The sequence below is a fragment of the Flavobacterium sp. HTF genome (genome assembly GCF_003105115.1).
GTDB lineage: Bacteria > Bacteroidota > Bacteroidia > Flavobacteriales > Flavobacteriaceae > Flavobacterium.
Genome location: NZ_QETH01000003.1, coordinates 17,543 through 39,756 on the forward strand (window position 1 = coordinate 17,543; position 22,214 = coordinate 39,756).

At 36.2% G+C, this 22,214-nt stretch carries 13 protein-coding genes; 3 read left to right on the plus strand and 10 right to left on the minus strand.

All coding sequences use genetic code 11. From position 1 onward, the window contains the following. Positions 1 to 8: 8 nt before the first annotated feature. Positions 9 to 302 (plus strand): DUF3861 domain-containing protein, encoded by a 294-nt coding sequence (locus tag DCO46_RS01515; protein ID WP_116750837.1) that lies wholly within the window; start codon positions 9 to 11, stop codon positions 300 to 302. A gap of 83 nt (positions 303 to 385) precedes the next feature. On the opposite strand, the gene DCO46_RS23165 is transcribed toward DCO46_RS01515, so the two are convergent. Next, complete coding sequence (locus DCO46_RS23165) at positions 386 to 3,010, minus strand: sigma 54-interacting transcriptional regulator (protein ID WP_243416228.1); 2,625 nt, start codon at positions 3,008 to 3,010, stop codon at positions 386 to 388. Positions 3,011 to 3,309: 299 nt separating this feature from the next. Between DCO46_RS23165 and DCO46_RS01525 the strand changes: the two genes are divergently transcribed. Continuing rightward, complete coding sequence (locus DCO46_RS01525) at positions 3,310 to 4,227, plus strand: DsbA family protein (RefSeq protein WP_116750838.1); 918 nt, start codon at positions 3,310 to 3,312, stop codon at positions 4,225 to 4,227. An 88-nt stretch (positions 4,228 to 4,315) separates the two neighbouring features. On the opposite strand, the gene DCO46_RS01530 is transcribed toward DCO46_RS01525, so the two are convergent. The 8 genes from DCO46_RS01530 to DCO46_RS01565 form a co-directional block, all read right to left on the minus strand. Beyond that, positions 4,316 to 5,290, minus strand: a complete 975-nt coding sequence (locus tag DCO46_RS01530) for a glycoside hydrolase family 43 protein (RefSeq protein WP_116750839.1) — start codon at positions 5,288 to 5,290, stop codon at positions 4,316 to 4,318. A gap of 191 nt (positions 5,291 to 5,481) precedes the next feature. Further along, on the minus strand, positions 5,482 to 6,657 hold the full coding sequence (locus tag DCO46_RS01535; protein WP_116750840.1) for an aldose epimerase family protein: 1,176 nt from the start codon (positions 6,655 to 6,657) through the stop codon (positions 5,482 to 5,484). Positions 6,658 to 6,678: 21 nt separating this feature from the next. Then, the gene (locus DCO46_RS01540) at positions 6,679 to 7,713 is read right to left on the minus strand and encodes a family 43 glycosylhydrolase (protein ID WP_116750841.1); all 1,035 of its coding nucleotides are present in this window, start codon (positions 7,711 to 7,713) and stop codon (positions 6,679 to 6,681) included. 257 nt (positions 7,714 to 7,970) lie between these two features. Beyond that, positions 7,971 to 9,788: a glycoside hydrolase family 2 protein gene (locus DCO46_RS01545; protein WP_243416229.1), complete on the minus strand. Its 1,818-nt coding sequence runs from the start codon at positions 9,786 to 9,788 to the stop codon at positions 7,971 to 7,973. A 252-nt stretch (positions 9,789 to 10,040) separates the two neighbouring features. Next, positions 10,041 to 11,075, minus strand: coding sequence for a glycoside hydrolase family 43 protein (locus DCO46_RS01550; protein ID WP_116750843.1), 1,035 nt, complete (start codon positions 11,073 to 11,075; stop codon positions 10,041 to 10,043). A 100-nt stretch (positions 11,076 to 11,175) separates the two neighbouring features. Beyond that, a complete protein-coding gene (locus tag DCO46_RS01555) occupies positions 11,176 to 12,351 on the minus strand; it encodes a cellulase family glycosylhydrolase (protein WP_116750844.1) in 1,176 nt (391 codons plus the stop codon). Between the two features lie 83 nt (positions 12,352 to 12,434). After that, positions 12,435 to 13,961 (minus strand): RagB/SusD family nutrient uptake outer membrane protein, encoded by a 1,527-nt coding sequence (locus DCO46_RS01560; RefSeq protein ID WP_116750845.1) that lies wholly within the window; start codon positions 13,959 to 13,961, stop codon positions 12,435 to 12,437. A 17-nt stretch (positions 13,962 to 13,978) separates the two neighbouring features. Next, complete coding sequence (locus DCO46_RS01565) at positions 13,979 to 16,987, minus strand: SusC/RagA family TonB-linked outer membrane protein (RefSeq protein WP_116750846.1); 3,009 nt, start codon at positions 16,985 to 16,987, stop codon at positions 13,979 to 13,981. Positions 16,988 to 17,375: 388 nt separating this feature from the next. On the opposite strand from DCO46_RS01565, the gene DCO46_RS01570 reads away from it, so the two are divergent. Further along, positions 17,376 to 21,326, plus strand: coding sequence for a two-component regulator propeller domain-containing protein (locus DCO46_RS01570; protein ID WP_116750847.1), 3,951 nt, complete (start codon positions 17,376 to 17,378; stop codon positions 21,324 to 21,326). A gap of 25 nt (positions 21,327 to 21,351) precedes the next feature. Here DCO46_RS01570 and DCO46_RS01575 read toward each other — a convergent pair whose 3' ends face one another. After that, on the minus strand, positions 21,352 to 22,164 hold the full coding sequence (locus tag DCO46_RS01575; RefSeq protein WP_116750848.1) for a mechanosensitive ion channel family protein: 813 nt from the start codon (positions 22,162 to 22,164) through the stop codon (positions 21,352 to 21,354). Positions 22,165 to 22,214: the final 50 nt, after the last annotated feature.

Below are 22,214 nucleotides of genomic sequence, written 5' to 3' on the forward strand. Positions count from 1 at the left end.
AAATTGCCATGGAAAAAAGATCAAACAAATATTATCTTACTCTTAGTCTGAAGGAATATGCAAACGGCGAAACGCAGCCTGCAAGAGAACTTGGAATTGAGTTTGATAATCACGACGAAATCTTTGGAATCATCCAAAAAATAAAAGATAAAAACCTATTTGATAATCCCGGTGAAGCCACTCAGTTTGCAATAGGTTTAAAATTATTTAGTGAAATAAAATTAAAATACCGCAAAAATCCTCTTTTTGATGAACTGAACGAAGTGTTTCCGGTTTTCATGAAAAAACTTAAAGATTTATAAAAAAATTTAAAATTCAATAAAAATGAAAATAAAAATGTCCGACACTCTGAAGGTATTGGAACATTTAGTATTTAAATTAGTAACTAAAAGTAATCTGATTTCGTTATCAGAAGCTTTTTAATTTTAGAATGAAGGGTATTTCCCGGAATATTTAAAACTTCGGCAGCACCGCCGGCTCCTGATATTTTTCCGTTGCACCTTTTTAACGCACTGATAATAAAAGTACGTTCCATTTCTTCAAGCGTTTTGCTGAAGATATTTTCTTCGGCATCGTTTCGGTCTGTTTTTTTAGGAAGATATACTTCGCGCAGGACATTGTCCGTTGCCATAATTACGCTTCTTTCTATAAGATGCTCCAGCTCCCTTACATTTCCCGGCCACAAATAACTTTGTAATTGCTGTATCGCTTTTGGAGCAATCCGGGTTATATTTTTACCGTTGTTTTTATTGTATTTCGTTACAAAAAAATTGGCCAGTGCTTCTACATCTTCCATTCTTTCGCGCAGTGAAGGCAGAAAAATAGGAAAAACATTCAATCGGTAAAAAAGATCCGAGCGAAAACGGTTCGCTTCGACTTCATCTTCTAAATTCCGGTTGGTAGCAGCAATAATCCTCACATCTACTTTGATGGTATCTTTTCCTCCCACCCGTTCCAGTTCACGCTCCTGTATAACACGCAGTAATTTAACCTGTGCTTCGAGCGGCATTTCTCCTATTTCATCCAGAAACAAGGTGCTGTTATTGGCCAGTTCAAACTTTCCGATTCGTCTTTCTGTTGCTCCGGTAAAAGCTCCTTTTTCGTGGCCAAATAATTCACTTTCAATAAGACTCGCAGGCATAGCGGCACAGTTAACTTTAATCATCAGTTTGTCTTTTCTGTTGGAAGCGTTATGAATGGCACGCGCGATAAGTTCTTTCCCTGTTCCGGTTTCTCCCAGAATCAAAACAGTCGAATTCGAGTCGGCCACCAGTGACATTAAATGGTAGACTTTCTGCATTTGCACGCCGCTTCCTATAATCTCAGAAAAATTATAAATGTTTTTTATCTGCTCTTTCAGGTATACATTTTCATGTTCCAGTTGCTGTTTGTAAAGCAGCAGTTTTTCATTTGCCTGATTATTGGCAATGGCAACCGATATCTGGGAACAAATTCCTTTCAATACCGAAGGGTCTAACTTATCTGCCAGCAGCCACATGGTGCCAATGTTTGTATTTCCTACTTTTAATAAAGCGCCGTAGGCATTCTCAAAACCCACTTTTTTCCAAAGCTGGGCAAAACCTGAATTCGTGAGTTTTAGCTCTTCTTCTACATTAAAAACAACTGCAGATTCGCTTTTTATGATCTGAGCGGTATAAGGTTCGTAGATATCCAGTTTAACCGCTTCCATTTTATCAAAATCAATTTCAGCCGTTTTAAACAAAGTCCTGTCAAACATATAGGAGCTTAAACCAATCCCGTCGTCATCAAAAATATTCAGCATGGCCAGTTTCGTATCCAGAAGATCCCGCAGTACATTAATAATGGCTGTTTCTAAATCTTCTTTGGTTCTGACACCTGCTATTTCATTACTAAACTGCAGTAAAACAGATTGCTCGTTGTTTTTGCTTAACAGTAATTCGTTTGCCATAATATTGGACAAAGCAATTGAGATTTGAGAACAAATTCCCTGCAATAACGAAATGTTTATTTCTTCAATAGCAAGCCATAAAATACCTAAAGAAACGTCACCATTGCGAAGGGCAATTCCGACCATTCTTTTAAAACCAAGTTTCTTCCAGAAGAACAGGTATTTTGAGGTTATCCCCCGTTCTATTTCTAAATCTACATTAAAGAGTAAAGGAATATAACTGTCCAGAACCCTGTTTTGTAAACCGTCATTTAAAGGGAATTTTAACTGGGCAACTTCGTGCAAAACTGGATCGTCGGGAGTCGTAGCGGTGGTGTCGTGTATGTACGAACTCATCGTTGTTCCGTCGATGTTTATTTTACGGATAACATAACCTCTGAGCGGATTTATTCCTTTTAATGCCTTGCTGACTGCAACAGCCAGATCGGCTTTGTTTCTGACTTCTGAAATATCATTACTAAAATCAAGCAAAAAGGACTTCTCCGCTTCTTTTTTTACTATTTCCTCGTTTTTAATAATATTGGAAACCGCTATCGAAAGCTGGGGTGCAATACCGTTTACAACCGTCCGAAATTCCTGCGTAAAGCTGTCTGTACGATCCGAATAAATATGCATGAAACCAAACGGCTTGTCTTCATTCCATAGTGTATTCATCAGGATTTCCCTCACACCACCATCGTAGTTTACATTTAAAAAATGAGGGCTTTTGGGCTGGTCTTTAACTTCTTCAACCAAAAAAGAAATACAGCCTTCTGATTCCAAAACCGATTGTATAAATGGTTCGTTTAAAGTAAAATGGGCTTTTTGCAGTTTGGAGTACGCTATTTTCTCTAAAATGGCATCTGCATTTGCATCTAATAAAAAACCTGCATAAGTTTTATCTTTCTGATCAATCAGCGTAATGGTGATGTGGGTAAAGTAGTAAAGACTCTTTAACCGTTTGGAGAAAAGAAAAATTAAGTCTTTTTTTTCTCTTACCCTGGTAATATCCTTTCCCAAATCCAATAAGATCGTATTTTCCTTTTCGCGGAAATCTTTTTCAGTATTACCTGAGCTCTCAGATGTTTTGGCTTTTTTCATTTAAGGAAGTTCTTTTCTTCAGGCTATAAGGGCTGATTTTAATGGTATAAATATAATCAATATCGGGCAGGCTATAAATTTATGTGCGTACAAACTATTCTTTTCCGTTTATTCTGTAAGTAAAAAGCGATGATGTAATACTTCATGAAATATTTTTTGTAGTCATGTTTTTTTGACTAATTGACTTGTGAATAAATACAAACGAACTTTGCCCGGTAAAGAAACAGTTTATGAAAACACTATCGCTATTATTAATACTGATCAGTTGTACAAACTGTTTGTCACAAAATAATCTAAAGATGAGCAAAAATAAAACCAATCCGTTATTGTGTGATCCTGTGAGTGGAACCTGCGAAATGCCAACTGGCGAAAAGTCAAATGAAACCGCAGTGATACCAACAGAAAATAAACCTGTAAAAATCATTTATTACACCGATCCGATATGTTCTTCCTGCTGGGGAATTGAACCTCAGTTGCGAAAATTAAAACTCGAATACGGCGCTTATATTGATATTGATTACCGAATGGGCGGTTTATTGCCAGACTGGAGCTATAACAGCGGCGGCATCAGCAAACCATCGGATGTAGCGCATCACTGGGATGAAGCCAGTTTACACTATGAAATGCCTATTGACGGAAATGTATGGATTGAAGATCCTCTTGATTCCTCTTATCCGTCCTGTATTGCTGTGAAGGCGGCACAAATTCAAAGCAAAGAAAAAGCAGTTGTGTTTATGAGGATCCTTCGTGAAAAATTATATTTAGACAAAAAGAATATTGCGAAATGGGAGAATTTAGCCGAAGCTGCCAAACTTGCCAATCTGGATGTTGAAAAACTAAAAAAGGATTTTGAAGGCGATGCCCGAAAACTTTTTCAGGAGGATTTAAATTATGCCAAAACATTGGGCGTAAGAGGTTTTCCAACTTTATTTTTCTCTGACGGAAATAATAACCAATTGACGGTTTACGGTTCTAAATCTTTCGCTTCTTACGAAAATGCTTTACTTGCCTTATATCCCGATGCCAAAAAGAAAAAAACAGTTAATGAAAATCCGTTATCTCTTTTTGAAATTTATCCGACACTTACTCCCAAAGAATACGCGGTTATTCTGGACAAATCTTATTTTGAAGCTAAAGATATTTTAGAACAATTATACTCTGAAGGAAAATTAGAAAAGAAGACTATCAAAAATGGTTCTCTTTATACAAAAAAGTGATTTCCCCAATATTTTGCCCCAAATAGGTCACTAAAAAAAGCGCATCAAAACTGATTTGATGCGCTCATTTTTTAAGTATAAAAGCTGTTTATTTCTGGAATAAAGTAAAACTTTTACTTTCTGCTTTTATTTTATTTCCGTCAAAACTGATATCAATAATTCCGGCTTTTCTTGGAGAAACTGCCGAATTGTTAAAATGCGTATGGAGAACATAATGCATTTTATTGTCTTTGTCCCAAAAAACATCACCATGGCCAATTCCGTTTTGGTTTGTTGTTTTTCTACTGATTATCGGACCATCAGCAGATTTTTCCCAGGGACCAAGCGGACTTTTGCTGGTTGCATAACCTACTGCATAATCCGGATTTCTGAAATCATTTGCAGAATATATCAGATAATACAAGCCATTGTGTTTTAAAACAGTCGGACCTTCTGTGACCGGCCAATTTGTATTTTCGGTATTTTCCCAGGGTAAAGTTCCTGAGATACATTCGGTCAGTGTTTCCGGTTTTATACTTTGAAGATCATCGTTGATTTCGGCAACAAAAATTCGGTTTCCATTTGTTAATCGTACGTGATACAAATATTTCTTTCCATCTTCATCAATAAAAATAAAAGGATCAATCTGATTTCCGGTTTCTATAATTACTTTTTTTGATTCATTTTTAAAAGGCCCAAGCGGACTATCGCTCACAGCAGTTGCAATATTTTCATTTGCCGTGTAAATCATATAGAATTTCTTATTGTATTCTAAAATCTGCGGTGCCCAAAAACCTTTATCGCCAAAAGCATCTCCTTTTTTTAAGGCCAGTCCGTTTTGTGCACCTGCAGGCCCGCTCCATTTTTTTAAATCAGAAGAAGTATATACCTGAAATCCTTCGCCGTTTGGAATATTTCCTGTTGTAGTTCCGTATAAATAATATGTTCCTTTGTTATAAAAAATCGTAGGATCGGCCAGTAAAATACTTTCCGATTTATTTTCCTGAGGTTTGTCTGTGCTTTTTTCCTGCGAACAGGCTGTAAAGACACAGAGTAAAGTTATTAAGGATAGGAATTTTTTCATTTTTATTGGGTTTATATTTTTTACTGCTCATTCTTGTCATCCTGACGAAGGAAGGGTCACACACTAGATTGTTATATACTTTATGGAGTTTCTTGCGAAGATCCTTCCTTCGTCAGGATGACAAACCAGGCGTTTAAAAAATTAGCATTCTTTGCGTAATTCTTTGCGCTCTTTGCGGTTAAATTAATTACTTAATTAGAAAACTGATAAACAGAAACTGTCTTATATTTTTGTCCCGGTTTCAAAACAATCGTAGCAAATTTCGGCTGGTTTGGAGCATCCGGAAAATGCTGCGTTTCTAAGGCAAAAGCGGTTCTGAAATCGTCTTTGGCTCCTGACTTGAACACATTTTTACTTTGCATAAAATTACCGCTGTAAAACTGTAATCCAGGCTCTTGCGTATAAATATCTAAAGTGATACCTGACTTATCTCCGGAGATTGTCGCAGCGTGATTTAATCCGTTCTTTTTAGTTCCGTTTAAGACATAATTGTGATCATATCCTTTTCCGAATTTCAACTGCTCATCTTTTGTTTCGATACGTTCTCCGATGGTATGTTTGGAAGTAAAATCAAAAACAGTATTTTTTACCGGTTTTAATTCTCCTGAAGGAATTAATCCTTCATCAACCGGAGTAAATTCGTTTGCATAAATCTGTAATTCGTGATTTAAAATACTGCCGCTTCCTTCTCCGTTCAGGTTAAAAAAAGCATGATTGGTTAAATTGACTACTGTTGTTTTATCAGTCGTTGCTTCATATTCCATTTTAACGGATTGATCTTCCGTAAGCGTATAGGTTACTTTTACAGTCAGATTTCCGGGGAAACCTTGTTCTCCGTCTGGTGAAACATAACTGAAAACCAACGTATTTTCGTTTGTTTTTGCCACATCCCAAACTACATCCTGAAAACCTTTTATACCGCCATGCAAAGCATTTTTCCCATTATTTAACGGAACCTGATATTGTTTTCCTTCCAAAGTAAATTTTCCTTTTGCAATACGGTTTCCAACTCGTCCGATGGTCGCACCAAAATAAGGTTCTGTTGAAGTTTTAAATCCTTTTGCAGAATTCATTCCGACTACAACATCGGTTTGTTTTCCGTTTTTATCAGCAACCCAAAGTCCGATTAGTCGTCCTCCGTAATTGGTAAAAGCGGCTTTTATCCCTTTGTTTTCAATCCAGTACAGATTAACTTTTTTACCGTCGATTATGGTGTCAAAGTTTTTAGCTTCCAAAACCGGTTTTACAGAATCTGTTGCGATTTCCTGTGCTGTTTCTTTAGAAACTGCATCTTCTTTTTTTGTGTCTTTACAATTAAACTGAAAAAGCGCCAGCAATACGACTCCGGCTATTTGTAGGTTTTTCATTTTTTATATTTTTAAGATGTTTTACTTTTTATTAGACGGAATGGCAAGTATAGTCTGCTCGCTTACAGGTTCTCCCAAAACCGGAAATCCGTTTGCATCCCAGTTGATTTTCTGCATTCTTGGTGATCTTTTGTTTCCGCAGCCTTCCCCGGGATTCGAATTGGCGTGGTATAAAATCCAGTCTTCTTTTCCGTCAGGAGATTTAAAAAACGAATTGTGTCCCGGCGCATAAACGCCATTTTTTGCTGTTTGCTGAAAAATAGGTTCTCCTGATTTTTTCCAGGCTGAAGGATCCAATAAATTATTTCCTCCATCAAAAGTCAGTAAACCTAATGCGTAAAAGTCTGTCCAGCATCCGCTTGCCGAAAAAACGATGAATATTTTATCTCCGTTTGATAAAAACTGCGGTCCTTCATTTACATTTACCTGAGCCGGGTTTACATCATCATGGAGCGCGCCGTGTGTTTCCCAGGCATGAGTTGGCGACGAAATCAAAACACGGTCACCTTCAATTTCAAGCGGGTTTTTCATTTTGGCAATATAAATATTCTGTTGTCCGTTGATATCGCCTTCCCAGCCTGCCCAAATCATATACAGCTGTTTTTTATATTCAAAAACATTTCCGTCAATTGCCCATTTATCAGTTTTGGCTGCGATTTTTCCTTTAAAATCCCATTTTCCTTTAAACGGATCACCGGATTTATTTTCAAGGACATACATTCTGTGATTCTTGTTATCACCATTATCTGCTGCAAAATAACAGTACCATTTTCCTTTAATGATATGAAACTCCGGTGCCCATATTCCGGCAGAATAGTCTGTTCCTTTTGGAGCTTCCCAAATCAATTTGCTTTCTGCATTTTTCAGGTCAGACAAATCTTTGGTTTTCCATAAGACGAGTCTGTTGCCAAGTGTATTGGTATAGTAATAATATCCTTTGTAATACGTAGAATAGGGATCTGCTCCCGAAGGTAAAATCGGGTTTGAAAATGTTTTCTGCTGTGAATATGCAGCTGAAACAATCATCAAAAGAAAGAGAATTAAGTATTTTTTCATTTTATTTTTTGTTATTGGTGTGTGTTTTTAGACACATAGAACAAAGTTCTGCTTTATATAAATTGCCATTCTTTTTAACATAGCCCAAAGTTTCAACTTTGGGTTCAGGGTTTAGAGTTAAAAGCAGCTGTATTTTTTCTGATCTTCATAAATTCCAAAGCTGAAACTTTGGGCTATGTCGCTTGGCTATGTGTCTCTGACCTGCATAAAACCCAAAGTTGAAACTTTGGGCTATGTTCATACAGCTAAAAAATCTATTATTTATGATTTAAAACATCAATAACCTCTCTATTGATTTTATTTATTTTTTTGAAATCCATTTTATCCACTTTTCTGTCATAGGTCATGAAACCATTTACTTCGCCTTCAACGTCTGTTGTTTGTGTGTAAACCGCTGCAGAAAATCCTGATTTTACTAAGGTTTTTAAAGTTTGGGCATATTTTATATACTCGTTGGTCACTTCACTTTCATTTTTGAATTTAACATACCCCCAGTTGTCATTTGTTTTCCATAAATGTCCTTCAAGAGGTAAACCAATTCCGCCATATTCACCCAGAACAGTAACTCTTCTGGCGTCATACAAATACAATTCCGGCCCCGGATATTTGTGTAAATCTAAAATGTCTCCGGTTTGGAAATGATTTCCTCCACTTGAAGAATTTGTTAAACGACCAGGGTCGTGATTTTTAGTCCACTCGGTAATTTCAACAGTTTTAAACTGTCCCCAGGCTTCGTTAAACGGAACCCAAACGACAATACTTGGATAGGAATATAAATGATCCATTATTTCTCTCCATTCTTTCCTGTAGATTTCCTCTGATTTTGCAGAACGTTGTAATTCTGTTCCGTCAAAATATTTTTTATCCTGCCAAATCGGCTGTCCGTCTCCGCTTGGCATATCCTGCCAAACCAAAATTCCCAGCTGATCGCAATGTGTGTACCAGCGTTCCGGCTCTACTTTTACGTGTTTACGAATCATATTAAAGCCTAATTCTTTGGTTTTAATGATATCATATTTCAAAGCTTCGTCTGTTGGTGCGGTATACAATCCGTCAGGCCACCAACCCTGATCCAGCGGGCCGTACTGAAAATAATCATTGTTGTTTAACTGCATTCTTACGATGCCGTTTTCATCCCTTTTTGATGAAATTTTTCGCATTGCAAAATAACTTTTCACTTCGTCTGCTACTTTATCTTTGCTGATCAGACTGATTTTTGTCTGATATAAAAAAGGATTTTCAGGAGACCATAATTTTGGGTTGTTCAAAACAATGTCTATACTTTCTCCCACAACTGCTTTTTCTTTGGCGATTTCTTTTTCTCCGTCCAAAACAGAAATTTCGATAATATCTCCGGTTTCTGCTCCGGCAACTTCCGCTTTTATACTGATACTGTTTTGGTCAATGTTTGGAGTTGTTTTTAAGGTTGTAATATTTTTGGCATTTACAGGCTCAATCCAAACCGTTTGCCAGATTCCGGTTACGGGAGTATACCAGATTCCTTCCGGATTTTTAACCTGTTTTCCTCTTGGCTGTGTGCCATCGTTAGACGGATCCCAGACTTTTAGAACTAATTTCTGAGTATTTCCATTTTTGATAAAAGGAGTAATATCAAACGAAAATGGCGTGTATCCGCCAGTATGTGAGCCTACTTTAATATCATTGATCCAAACTTCTGTTTTCCAGTCTACGGCACCAAAATGCAATAGAATATTCTGGCCGTTCCAATTTGAATCGATAGTAAAATTGGTTTCGTACCAAAGTTCTTTTTCCGCCCCTACTTGCTTCATAACGCCTGATAAACTCGATTCGGCCGCAAACGGAACCAGGATTTGCCCGTCATACTTTGAAGGTGCCGTTTTTCCAAATTCCTGAATGGCATAATTCCATAATCCATTCAGGTTTTTCCATTGGCTTCGCTCCATAATCGGACGGGGATATTCTGGTAATGTTTTGTTCGGATCTACCTGAGCTGCCCATTTAGTCTTGATTTTATCTCCCTGTGGTTTCCACTGTGCATTTAGAATACAGCTAAGAAATAACGCAAAAAGAACTGTCGTTTTTTTATTCATCATATATCGTTTTATGCCGTTTTAATTCAAAAAAATGGCAATTGTTATTTTCAACTTTAAAAAATTACCAGGCAAATCCACTACAATTACCTGGTAATCACAAACTAACTTAAATTAACCAAATTTTTCAGTTATAAGTTATGGGTTATGAGTTATTTGCTAAATAGGATTAACTGTTTCCGATACAGTAATCCATTTGTTTATTAACTCAAAAAACAAACTTTGAATGCCTCGTCATCACTCATAACCCATAGCTTATAACTTTTTCGTAATCCCGAATTTCTTTACAAGACTATTATATTCATTTTTTGAAATTGTAATCATACAGCCGTGGCGTACTTTTTCAGGAAAACTGTATTTGTCCCAGTCTGAGAAAAAAGTATATCCTGAAGCCTGAAACCAGGGCCCGTTTAGGTTATCGGCGATTGATAATCCGTAGGAAACTCCCGGATATTGTTCGTAATACATATACCAGATTTTGTCATCCGGCGATGGAATCAGCATTGGAGCTTCCCTAAAATTCGGGCTAATGGATTGTTGGGGCAAAGAATAAGGGCCTAACAGAGATTTTGATTTGGCAATACGGATGGTTTTTCCGGTTGTCCAGTACAAGGTTGGATAGGTTTCGTCTTTTATCACAGCGTAGTAGGAATCGCCGACTTTACGGATAAAGACATCTATGGTTCCCATATCCCAGTCGAACAAACGTTTTGGTGTTCCTTCAAAAGTTTTTAAATCTTTAGATAAGACGTACAGTGTTCTCTGACTTGCCCAATAGCGCTCCCCGTCTTCTTTTGTTCCTTCCAAATGTGGTGTGTGCCATGTCATGATGAACTTTTGTGAATCATTATCATAATACAGTTTTGGAGCACCGATTCGCTGTAAAGCATTGGAATAATCCGGTGTACTTTTTAAATCAGGCGTGTAATCTGAATGTTTTTTCCATGTAATTAAATCATCCGAAACCCAGATATTAATGATTTTTGCATCATCTCCTGTATTTCCTGCGATATAATATTTTCCATCAGGGCCTTTGCAGATATCGGGATGTCCTTTATATTCTTCAAAAACTCTTTTGCCGCTATTCAGGTTTTCCCAATGCAAACCATCCAGACTTACAGAGTAGTATAATCTGCCGTAATCGTTGTGCGTCATGTGCGCAAAAAGATAAGCTTCGTTTTTGGGTTTTTCATTTCCCTTTACCTGTCCGGGAGGATCAGGCTGTTGTGCATTCGCAGAAAACCCTACCAGAATTACCAGCAGAAAAAATAATTGCTTCATTGTTTTCATAAGCCTTTTTTTAATGTGTCAATTTGATAATGTGTCAATTTGATAATTAGATAATGAGAAAATGTGATAATTAGATAATTAACGCATTTCAGAAAATTATCTAATTCTTTTTATTCGCCTCAGTTGTCATTTTTTTAATCAAATCCGTTTCGGCTTTTATGTATGGTGTTCCGTCGTTTTTAAGTACTTCGTGAAACCACAATTTTGGTTCAGCATTATATGTTTTTGTCCAGCTGTCCCAGGCATATTTTGTTTGTGTTTTTCCGTCAACAAAACCCCAGTTTATCATACCAATATTGTATTTTCTGGCTACTGGTAAGAAACCTTCAAAAGTGCTTCCGTTTGGTCTTGCCATGTATTCTGTGCAAATCATTGGTTTTCCGTAACGCTGTAATTGTTTGATTACTTTTTCGAAATCCTGAGGGGTGTTGTAATTATGAAAAGTAATGATATCAGATTGTTCCAGCTGTAATTTGTGCATTGGCTGCAATTTGGCTTCGTCGCTCCAGTCTCCCACCCAAACTCCTGAAGTTACAGGCTGTGACGGATTGCTTTCTCTTGCCCATACAAAAACATCTGTCAGAAGAGGTAAAATCAGATCAACTTTATTTTTAATTTCTACTTTTTCGTAAGATGGTCCGGTCATATTATCCGGTTCGTTCCATACATCCCAACCTAAGATACGTTTGTCATCTTTGAATTTCGATACGGTTTCTTTTACATATTTCTCCAAACGAGGGTATTGTGTAGAATCCTGCAATACTTTCTGCCCCGGACTTTGTACCCAACCTGAATTGTGTGTGTGAGGTTTTGGAGCACGTTGTTTTCCTAATGCAGGAAACGGGTCCCAACAGGAATCAAATAATACAAATAATGTTTTTATATGATGCTTATCGGCAATTCCTAAATAAGTGTCCATTCTCTTGTACAGTCCTTCTGCATCTTGCTGGTGCAATAAATCGTGCAGGTAAACACGCATTACATTCATCCCTATTCCTTCTGCCCAGCCTAATTCCTGATCAATTCTTTTAGGATCAAAAGTATCTGCCTGCCACATTTCTAACTGATTGATAGCTGTACTTGGAGAGTAATTGGCTCCAACTAACCAGGGTTGTCCTTTGTACCAGTTATTGGCCTGTTCTTTGGTCCAGATTTCTCTTTTTTCAATTACGGCTGTTTCGCTTTTATTTTCTTCAGAATTACTTTTTTTGTTGTTACAGCTAAGCAATACGGTGCCTGCTAACACAAGTGTCAGATACAATTTTATTTTTCTCATTATAATTTTCTTAATTAGAACGTAGGTTCTTTGTTTGATTAAGGGAATCAGGTTGGGGGAACTGATTCCCTTAAAAAATTAATTTAATATTCTGGGTGTTGTTCTAAGAATGGGTTATTTTTTACCTCCGACTGCGGAATAGGTAATCTATGATTTTTACCCACCACAAAGTTTTTAAAATCAGGATCACGAAGTGCAATTTTATCAACAGAAGCCTGAGAATCTAAATCTCCCCAGCGTTTTAAATCTTCCCATCGAAGACTTTCTCCGGCTAATTCTAAAACTCTTTCCATTTTTAAACGCTCTAAGAATTTATCATGGTCGTTTCCAATTTCCGGATGTGCCACAGCAAGAGTGTTTAAATTTACACGCGCTCTTACCAAATCAACATATTGATAAGCATCTGCAGTGTTTCCTAATTCGTTTAAAACTTCTGCATAACGCAATAAGATATCAGCATAACGAACCAATCTGTAATTTACCTGACTGTAGTAATCTTCATTATTTCTGTAATAATCACGACTTCCCTTTCTAAACCAGGCTTCATCATTGTTCCATTCCCAATTTTTCCCGTATGTTTTGTCTCCAAAATCAGCTTCTAGTCCAGGATAAAACAAGGTGTATCTTAATCTTGTGTCAACATTTCCTGCTTTATTTTTTTCTTGTTTAAAAGCATCTACTAACCAGTAACGAGCTTGTCCATCTGACCATCCTATACTTCTTGGCGCAAAAAACTGAGCACGGTTACTAGAAACAGCAGCACTTTGACCTTCTCCTGTATCTCCTTTTCTCTGATCTCCAAACTGAATTTCAAAAACTGATTCGCTGTTGTTTTCATTAGCATCAGTAAAGTTGTCCCTGTAATTTGCAGTCAAACTATATTTAGCTCCGGAACCTGTAACAAGGTAATCTAAAGCGCCTTTTGCTTCTGTCCATTTGCGTTGCTGCATGTATAATTTTGCTAAAAATGCTTTTGCTGCACCTTTATCAGGTCTACCTAAATTATCACCTGTCCATGAAGCCGGTAAATCTGCAAAAGCCTCATTTAAGTCTTTTTCGATTTGTGCATAAACTTCTGTTACGTTTTGCTGAGCAGGAGTATCAGTTGGTTTTGAAGGCGCTAAAACAACCGGAATATTTTCCCAAAGAATCGCTGCATAATAATAATGTAACGCTCTTAAAAATTTAGCCTGTGCAATAACTTTCTTCTTATCATCTTCATTTTGAAAAGGAATTTCAGGAACGTAAGCTATAACCTGATTACATCTGAAAATTGCTTTGTATGTATCTCTCCATGTAACTACGTTTCCTTCCCAGAAATTATAATTGATATAATTGAATCTTGTCCAGTCTGCCAATTCTACCCACGGGCTGTTACTGTAACCTTCATCTGAAGTTAAATCGAGACGGAAATAAATCCACCTTGCCCATAATCCATCTTTATAAAACATGGCATAAATGGAGTTAACTCCTGCGTGTGCATCATTTTCAGACTTCCAATACTGCTCTGTGGTCAGTTTATTTGGATTATCCTGATCTAAATCATTTTCACATGATGCTGTGAAAAATAGACCCGTAAAAACTACTATTAATGCTATTATTTTTTTCATTGCAAGATTTTTTAAAATTAGAAGCTAAATTCAACACCAAATGAATATGTCCTTAAGTTTGGAAAAGAGCCATTATCAACACCTCTTTCAAAAATATTCGCATTAGTAAACTCAGGATCCAAACCTTTATATTTTGTAATCGTAATTACATTCTGTGCAGAAAGAGTTAATCTTGCTCTTGTAATTCCTGATTTTTCTAAAATACCTTTTGGAAGGTTATAACCAAACCCTATGTATTTCAAACGGATAAAATCGCCATTTTCTAAAAATCTGTCGCTGTCTCCTCTTGAATTCAAAGTTGTTCCTTTTACAATTCTTGGAAAATCAGTATTCGGATTTTCAGGAGTCCAAGGACGAATTCCTGTTCTGTAGTTACTATCGTCGTCAAAACGGTCCACTACACTTCTGAATCCGTTGTAAACTGTTGCACCGTGAGAAGCAATCCAGTTCATAGAGAAATCAAAGCCTTTGTATTCTGCTCCCGCATTGAATCCCATTTCGAATTCCGGCCAAGGGCTTCCAACAATATCTTTGTCTTCGTTTGTAATTTGTCCGTCGCCATTAACATCTTTAAAACGAATATCTCCCGGCTGTGCATAAGGCATAATTACTTTTCCTTCTGAGTTTTTGTAATTCTGAACTTCATCTACGCTCTGAAACAAACCATCTGTCTGTAAAACATACCACATTCCCACAGGATTTCCCTGACGTGTAACTGTATTTCCTGTAAAACTTTCGTTTTGTCCGTTTCCTAGCTCAACTAATTTATTACTGATTTTTGTGAAGTTAACAGAAGCATTAAATGAAAAATCATTGATTTTTTTGCTGTAAGCCAATTCTAACTCGAAACCTTTATTTTCAACTGTAGCAGCATTTGAAATTGGATTTCCTTCATCGCTTCCGGTTGTCATTAAAATTGGGAAACCAAACAATACATCTTCTGTGCGGGCAACAAAATAATCAGCTGTAAAACGCAAATCATTGTTGAGTACAGCAAGATCCAATCCTAAGTTTGTTTGTTTTAATTTCTCCCAACGCAAATCTGAATTAGCTAGTCTTACCTGAGTGGCAGAAGGATATAATGCTTGTCCAGGCCCCATAACAATAGCTCCAAATGTATTGATGAAACCCTGATATTCGTAGTTATTGATATTTCCACTTCCCAGTTCACCGTAACTTGCTCTTACTTTTAAATCTTTTACAAATTCTGATTTAAAGAAAGATTCATTACTGATTCTCCATGCTCCCGAAAGCGATGGGAAGTTACCCCATTTGTTTGCATCACTGAATTTTGATGAACCATCGCGTCTGATAACAGCATTAAATAAATAACGATTATCGTAGTTGTACTCTAACCTTCCTAAGTAAGATGCCAAAGCGGCCGTTTCTCTAAAACCTCCAACTTCTGCCTGATCTCCTAAGTCCAGAACATCAAAATACTGTCCTGTATTTGGATTAATCAAAAGGTTCCTTTTGGTACCGCTAATTTGGTTGTAATTGTTTTTCTGAAATGTTTGTCCAACTAAAGCAGTCACATTATGTTTTCCGAATTCTTTTTTGAAAGTAAGCGTGTTTTCATAAAGCAGCATTTCGGATCTTCCTTTATTCTGATTAATGAAAGATTGTTCGTAAGGCTGATTCAATGTCCAGTTTCCTAACTTTCTCATGAATTTATAAGTATCAAAACTAGTATCATATCCAAAATTGAAACGGTATTTCAACCAAGGTGTGAATTTTAATTCTGACCATACATTTCCTCTTAATCTGAAATTTTCATTTGTCCTGTTAGAAAAATCAGCCAATGCCAATGGGTTTGTTCCAAAAGTATTTGCAACACCCGATTTTCCATAACCATATCCTCCCGGATTTGTTTCATCATAAACAGGAATGGTAGGCAATAATCTGTAAACATCGATAATTGGCTCTCCAGACATTTCATCTGTTTTTGAGTTGCTTATCGCTATATTTTCTCCAATACTAAAAATTCCTTTTGAACCGCTTGAGTTTACCCTGAATGAAATTCTGTCAAAATCAGTTCCTATAACTGTACCTTCATTTCCAAAATAATTTCCAGACATAAAGAAAGTTGAGTTTTCGCCTCCTCCGGAAAAACTCGCATTATAATCCTGCATCATTCCGGTTCTAAAAACTACATCTTGCCAGTCTGTATTTACTGCCATATTTAAATTTTGTCTTGGAATTCCGGCATTATCATAGGCCTGATTATTTAATTTGGCAAACTCCTCAGTTCCCATTAAATCATATCTTGGCATTGTGGTAAAACTCGTTTTTGCCGAAACTTCTACCTGAAGCGGTCCTTTTTTACCTTTTTTGGTTGTAATGATAATTACACCATTTGCAGCTCTTGAACCATAAATTGCCGCTGCAGATGCATCTTTAAGAACCTGAATGCTTTCGATATCATTTGGATTAAAATCTCTGTTTGCTGTTGTAACAACTCCATCAATTACATATAATGGATTTGCACTCTGAAGATTCTTTAAACCACGGATTTCAATATTGGCTTCCTGTCCCGGACGTCCGCCGCCACGAACTTTTACTCCGGTTACAAGACCTTGTAACCCGTCTGCTACTGTCGTTACCTGACGTTTCTGGATTTCTTCGGCTTTTACTAACGAAATAGCTCCTGTTAAATCCTTTTTCTGTTGAGAACCGTAACCTACAACTACAATTTCTTCAAGTTTCATTGCATCTTCTGCTAATGAAGCATCTACTGTTGTCTGGTTGTTGATTGCGATTTCGATTGTTTTGTATCCCTGTGAACTAAATATCAGGGTCTGATTGGAAGCAGCTGAAATTTTATATCTTCCGTCGAAGTCGGTAACCGCTCCGTTTTTTGTTCCTTTAATGACAACGTTAGCAAACGGAATTGGCTCTCCTGTTACAGAAGCAACTTTTCCCGTTATGGTTATTTGCTGTTGTGCATACGTTTGTTGTAATAATAAACTAAAGAAAAACAAGAGGTAATATCTCTGCTTTAAAATTTGAGTGAACTTTGTTTTCATTGATTCTTCATTTTAGATAGTTTCATTTTTTCTGAGTTGGTTGGTCAAATACAATACTCTGTTAATCGTCCGGAATTCGAACAAAATAATTTATATTGCTCTTTAATAATAATCTGTTCATTTGGTTTAGTAAATTATTGATGAGATATTTTTTCAAACTTAATTTTATTGATAGTGTATTTTTTTTACTTAAAAATTATCAATATCATTTATTTGATTATCCAAAGTAGATGATTTTAATTCAAAATAAAATGATTCATTTGTGTCAATATCTATATCAAATGATTCAAATTGTATCAAATTATGACTATTAATGTCATTTTGCAACATTTGGAATAACATTGAGACGATTTGAAGAAACCCTTTTTTACATTAAATTTTTATAACAATGCGTAAATTCTTTCTTTTTTTATTTTTTCTGATTTTTTCGAAAAATTTTATTCACGCACAGGAATATTATTTCAAACATTTTCAGGTTGAAGAAGGACTGTCCAACAATACTGTCCTGACTTCCATGCAGGACGATGACGGTTTTATGTGGTTTGGTACAAAAGATGGTCTGAACAGGTTTGACGGCTACCGTTTTAAGACTTACAGAAGTCAAAACGATCCTATAAACAGTTTAGGCAGCAACTATATTCAGTCTTTGCATCAATATAATGGTACCATTTGGGTGGGAACAGATAAAGGTTTGTATCAATATGATAAAAAGGAAGACCATTTTTCAATTTTTAATGAAGCGATCAATGACAGGATCAACGATATTAATCATGATAAAAAAGGGAATATCTGGTTTATTTCGGGAAATATCCTTTATAAATATGCTCCGGTAAAAAAGGAAACCAAAACATTTAACCCAAGTAAATATTTTATAACAACTTCAATCACAAGGGATCAGAAAGGCGAAATCTGGGCTTCTTCTTTAAATAAAATATATCATTATTCCGAAGAAAATCTTTCGTTTGAAAGTATCACCTTAAATCCGCCATCCAATAAAACCAATTTCAGGATTACGGTTATTTATGCCTGGGACAAAGACACTATTCTGATAGGAACTCAGGATCATGGTGTTATGGTGTATAATATTAAAACCAAAATAACTTCTTCTTTAGAATTCACCGGAAAAGATCCTGTATTTGTACGACAATTTAAAAAGAAAGGAAACGAAGAGCTCTGGATTGCCAGCGAATCAGGCGTATATGTTTATAATCTTAAAACAAAAAGAAATCTGAATATCCGCAAGAATTATAATGATCCTTATGCAATATCGGACAATGCGGCCTATTCTATTACTATTGATAAAGAAAACGGAATCTGGATCGGAACTTATTTTGGCGGTGTCAATTACCATCAGAAACAATATACACAGTTTAAAAAATATTTTCCGCAAAACAATCAGAATTCCATTAACGGAAGCGCTGTCCGCGAAATCCATAAAGATGATTCGGGCGACTTATGGATTGGAACCGAAGATGCGGGTCTGAACAGATTTAATCCAAAAACACAAAAATTCACCTCCTATTCCCCAAACGGAAATGGTGGCTCGGTTTCTTATTATAACATTCATGCCTTGCTGCCCCGAAAAGACAAAATCTGGGTCGGAACTTTTGAGCATGGCCTGGATATTCTCGACAGAAAATCGGGTGCTGTAATAAGGCATTACAGTGCCAATGATCCTTCGAGCGGGCTGCACAGTAATTTCATATTTTCATTTCATGAGAATAAAAAGAAACAGCTTTTTGTGGTTACCACATTGGGAATTTACACCTATAATGAATCGAATGATAACTTTGACATCCTGAAAATATTTCCGGAAACAACACATTATACTAATTTTAAAGAAGACAGCGACGGTAATTACTGGGCAGGAAGCTACAGGGATGGTTTGTTTTTTTATAATACTAAAACCAGAAAAAAAGAAATTTTCATTTATGATTATAAAAACCCAAACGGCATCAGTAATAACTCTATCAATTCTATTTTTGAGGACAGCCATAAAAACTTATGGTTTGCTACCGAAAATGGCCTGAATCTGTTTGATAAAAAAACAAGGACTTTTAAGAAGTTCAATACCAAAAATGGTTTTCCGAGTAACGTTTTTTATTCCATTTTAGAAGATGAATCTAAAAATTTATGGCTTACGACTTCTAAAGGTCTGGTGAAATTTGGTCCCGATCATAAAAGTATTAAAATTTATACCACGGCAAATGGTTTACTGAGCGATCAGTTCAATTACAGTTCGGCTTTTAGGGATACAAACGGCGATATGTATTTTGGAAATTTAAACGGAATGATCAGTTTCAACCCGAAGAATTTTACCAAAAACAAGTACACGCCTTCCATTTTTATTACCAATCTTCAAATTAATAATAAGGATATTGATACCAATGAAAATGATTCGCCTATAAAGCAATCTATTTCACATATTGACGAACTCGAACTTCATAATAATCAGTCGTCTTTTAATCTTGAATTTGCTTCTTTAAATTATACCGCACCGGAACTTACCGAATATTGGTATCAGCTTGAAAATGTAAACAATGACTGGGTATATCTGGAAAGAAACAACAAAGTGTTTTTTACCGAACTGGCACCCGGAGATTATGTTTTTAAAGTAAAATCATTAAATAGTTTTGGAATCTGGAGCAAAGAAATTAAGCTTAAGATCAAAATATTACCGCCGTTTTACGCTAGTATTTATGCTTACATCCTGTATTTTTTACTGATGTGCGCCGGGTTTTATTATATCATTCGTTATTCTCAAAACTTAACCCAGATAAAAAACAACCGAAAAATAAAACACCTGAACGATGAAAAAGAAAAAGAAATCTATCAGGCCAAAATTGACTTTTTTACCAACGTCGCACATGAGATCAGGACACCGCTGACACTTATAAAAGGTCCGCTGGAGAAATTGCTGATTATGGAACATCAGTCTGCAGAAGTACCGCAGAATCTTTCCATTATGAAGAAAAACACGTCACGATTACTCAAATTAGTGAATGAGTTACTGGATTTCAGGAAATCTGAAATTGGCGGTTTGAAGCTCACTTTCGTGGAAGCGAATATTTCATCTATGGTTCGTAATTTACATTTGAGATTCAGTCAGTTGATTGAGGAAAGGCAAATTGAGTTCGAACTGGAACTCGGAGAAAAAGATATTTTTGCTTTTGTGGATAAGGAAGCGTTCAAGAAAATACTGAGTAATTTAATTAATAATGCGATAAAATATTCAAAAGAAAAGGTTTCGATTACGCTTTTCAGGGATGAAAAAAAACTAACCCTGACGGTTAAAAATGACGGTGAACTGATTCCGTTTCAACTGAAGGATAAAATTTTTGAGCCCTTTTTCAGGGTTGACAATACAGATGCTGCTTCAGGAACGGGAATAGGGCTTTCGCTGGCGCATTCGCTGACACAATTACATAACGGAAGCCTTCAGCTGATTGCAGACCAGAAACTGAATGTTTTTGAACTGACTGTTCCTCTGCACCAGGAAGAAGAGTTTATGTTTTATACGGATTCTGAGAAAGAAACAAATGAGAAGGAAACAGAAAAAGTAGAAACTGAAAAAAGGGACGAAAGAACACAGATTTTAGTTGTAGAGGACAATGAAGACCTTCTGAGCTTTATTACTTCAGAATTGGGTTCCGCTTACACCGTCCTGAAAGCTGACAATGGAGAAAATGCACTTAAAATCATTCATAACGAAAATGTTCAACTGGTTATCAGCGATATACAAATGCCGATTATGGACGGAATTACGCTTTGCAAAAAAATCAAGACCAATTTAGAAACCAGTCATATTCCGGTAATTTTACTAACTGCCAAAAATTCGCTGAAATCGCAAATTGACGGACTTGAAGTTGGTGCCGATGCCTATATAGCAAAACCTTTTTCTATGGATTATTTAAAAGTTCAGGCTAATAATCTTATCGAAAACAGAAAGCAAATTATGAAATATTATGCGAGTTCACCACTTTCGCATATCAAAAGTATTGCGCACAATAAAACCGATGAAAAATTCCTGAAAAAACTTGATGAAGAAATCCTGAAAAACATAACCGATTCGGATTTAAGCGTAGAATCACTGGCAGAAATCATGAATATGAGCCGTTCTACTTTATACCGAAAAATCAAGGATATTTCGAATCTTAGTCCGAACGAACTAATTAATATTGTACGTTTAAAAAGAGCGGCAGAACTGCTTTTAAATGAAAATTACAAAATGTATGAAATTGCCGAAATGGTTGGTTATAAGTCACAAACCAGTTTTGGAAGAAGTTTTCTGAAACATTTTGAGATGTCACCTTCAGATTACATTGCCATGAATAAATAAAAATACAGAGAGGATGGATTTGTTGTTATTTGACAACAAATCCGTTTTCTTTTAAGGTGCTCAGGACTTCTGTAATTATTTTTGAACGATTTTCTGAATTATTTGATTTTGCTTCTGTAGTAATTACCCAGTAACGAATGTTGAGCTGGGCAACTCCGCCGGTAATATCCGCAATGTAAGCAGAATCGTTGTGATCTTTATCCAGTACATCGTCGTTATTGACCAGAACTTGTTTTACCAGTTCGATCGCGTGGTTAAAATCAGAGCCATATTCCAGACCAACCGTAAAAGTTTGTAACAGAAAACCACTGCTGTTGTAGTTGATAAGTGTATTTTTTATCAAAAGTGCATTTGGGATGTAAATAATTTTACTGTCACTTTTGATTTCAGTATCACGAAGGTTTAATGTGAGAACCTCACCTTTTACGCCATTGCTTTCAATGATATCACCAATAGAAAAAGGCCTTTTGAAAGCCAGAAGAATTCCGGCAAGGAAATTTTCTCCAATATCTTTCAGGGCAAAACCTACTATGAAAGCAGAGATTCCGGCACCTGCCAGCAGACTTTGTGCCACTCCGCTCAATCCGATAATTCGGAACATTACAAGCATTCCAATTATAATCAGAACAGATTTAATCAATCGCGCGATAAAACTGGCAAGTAAAGGATCGTGCATTCTGACTTTTAGTCTTTTATCGGCTAATATCCCGATTCTCGTTGCGATAAACCAGGAAACCAGAATTACGGCTACAGCCAGTATAAATTTGGGCGTCAGATCAACCAGACTATAATAATATCCTTCTAAATGCTTGTAAACGTCGTTAAAAAAATCTTCCATGCTACATCCTAATTATTAATAATTGATTTTAAAATTAAAAAATCAGCCAG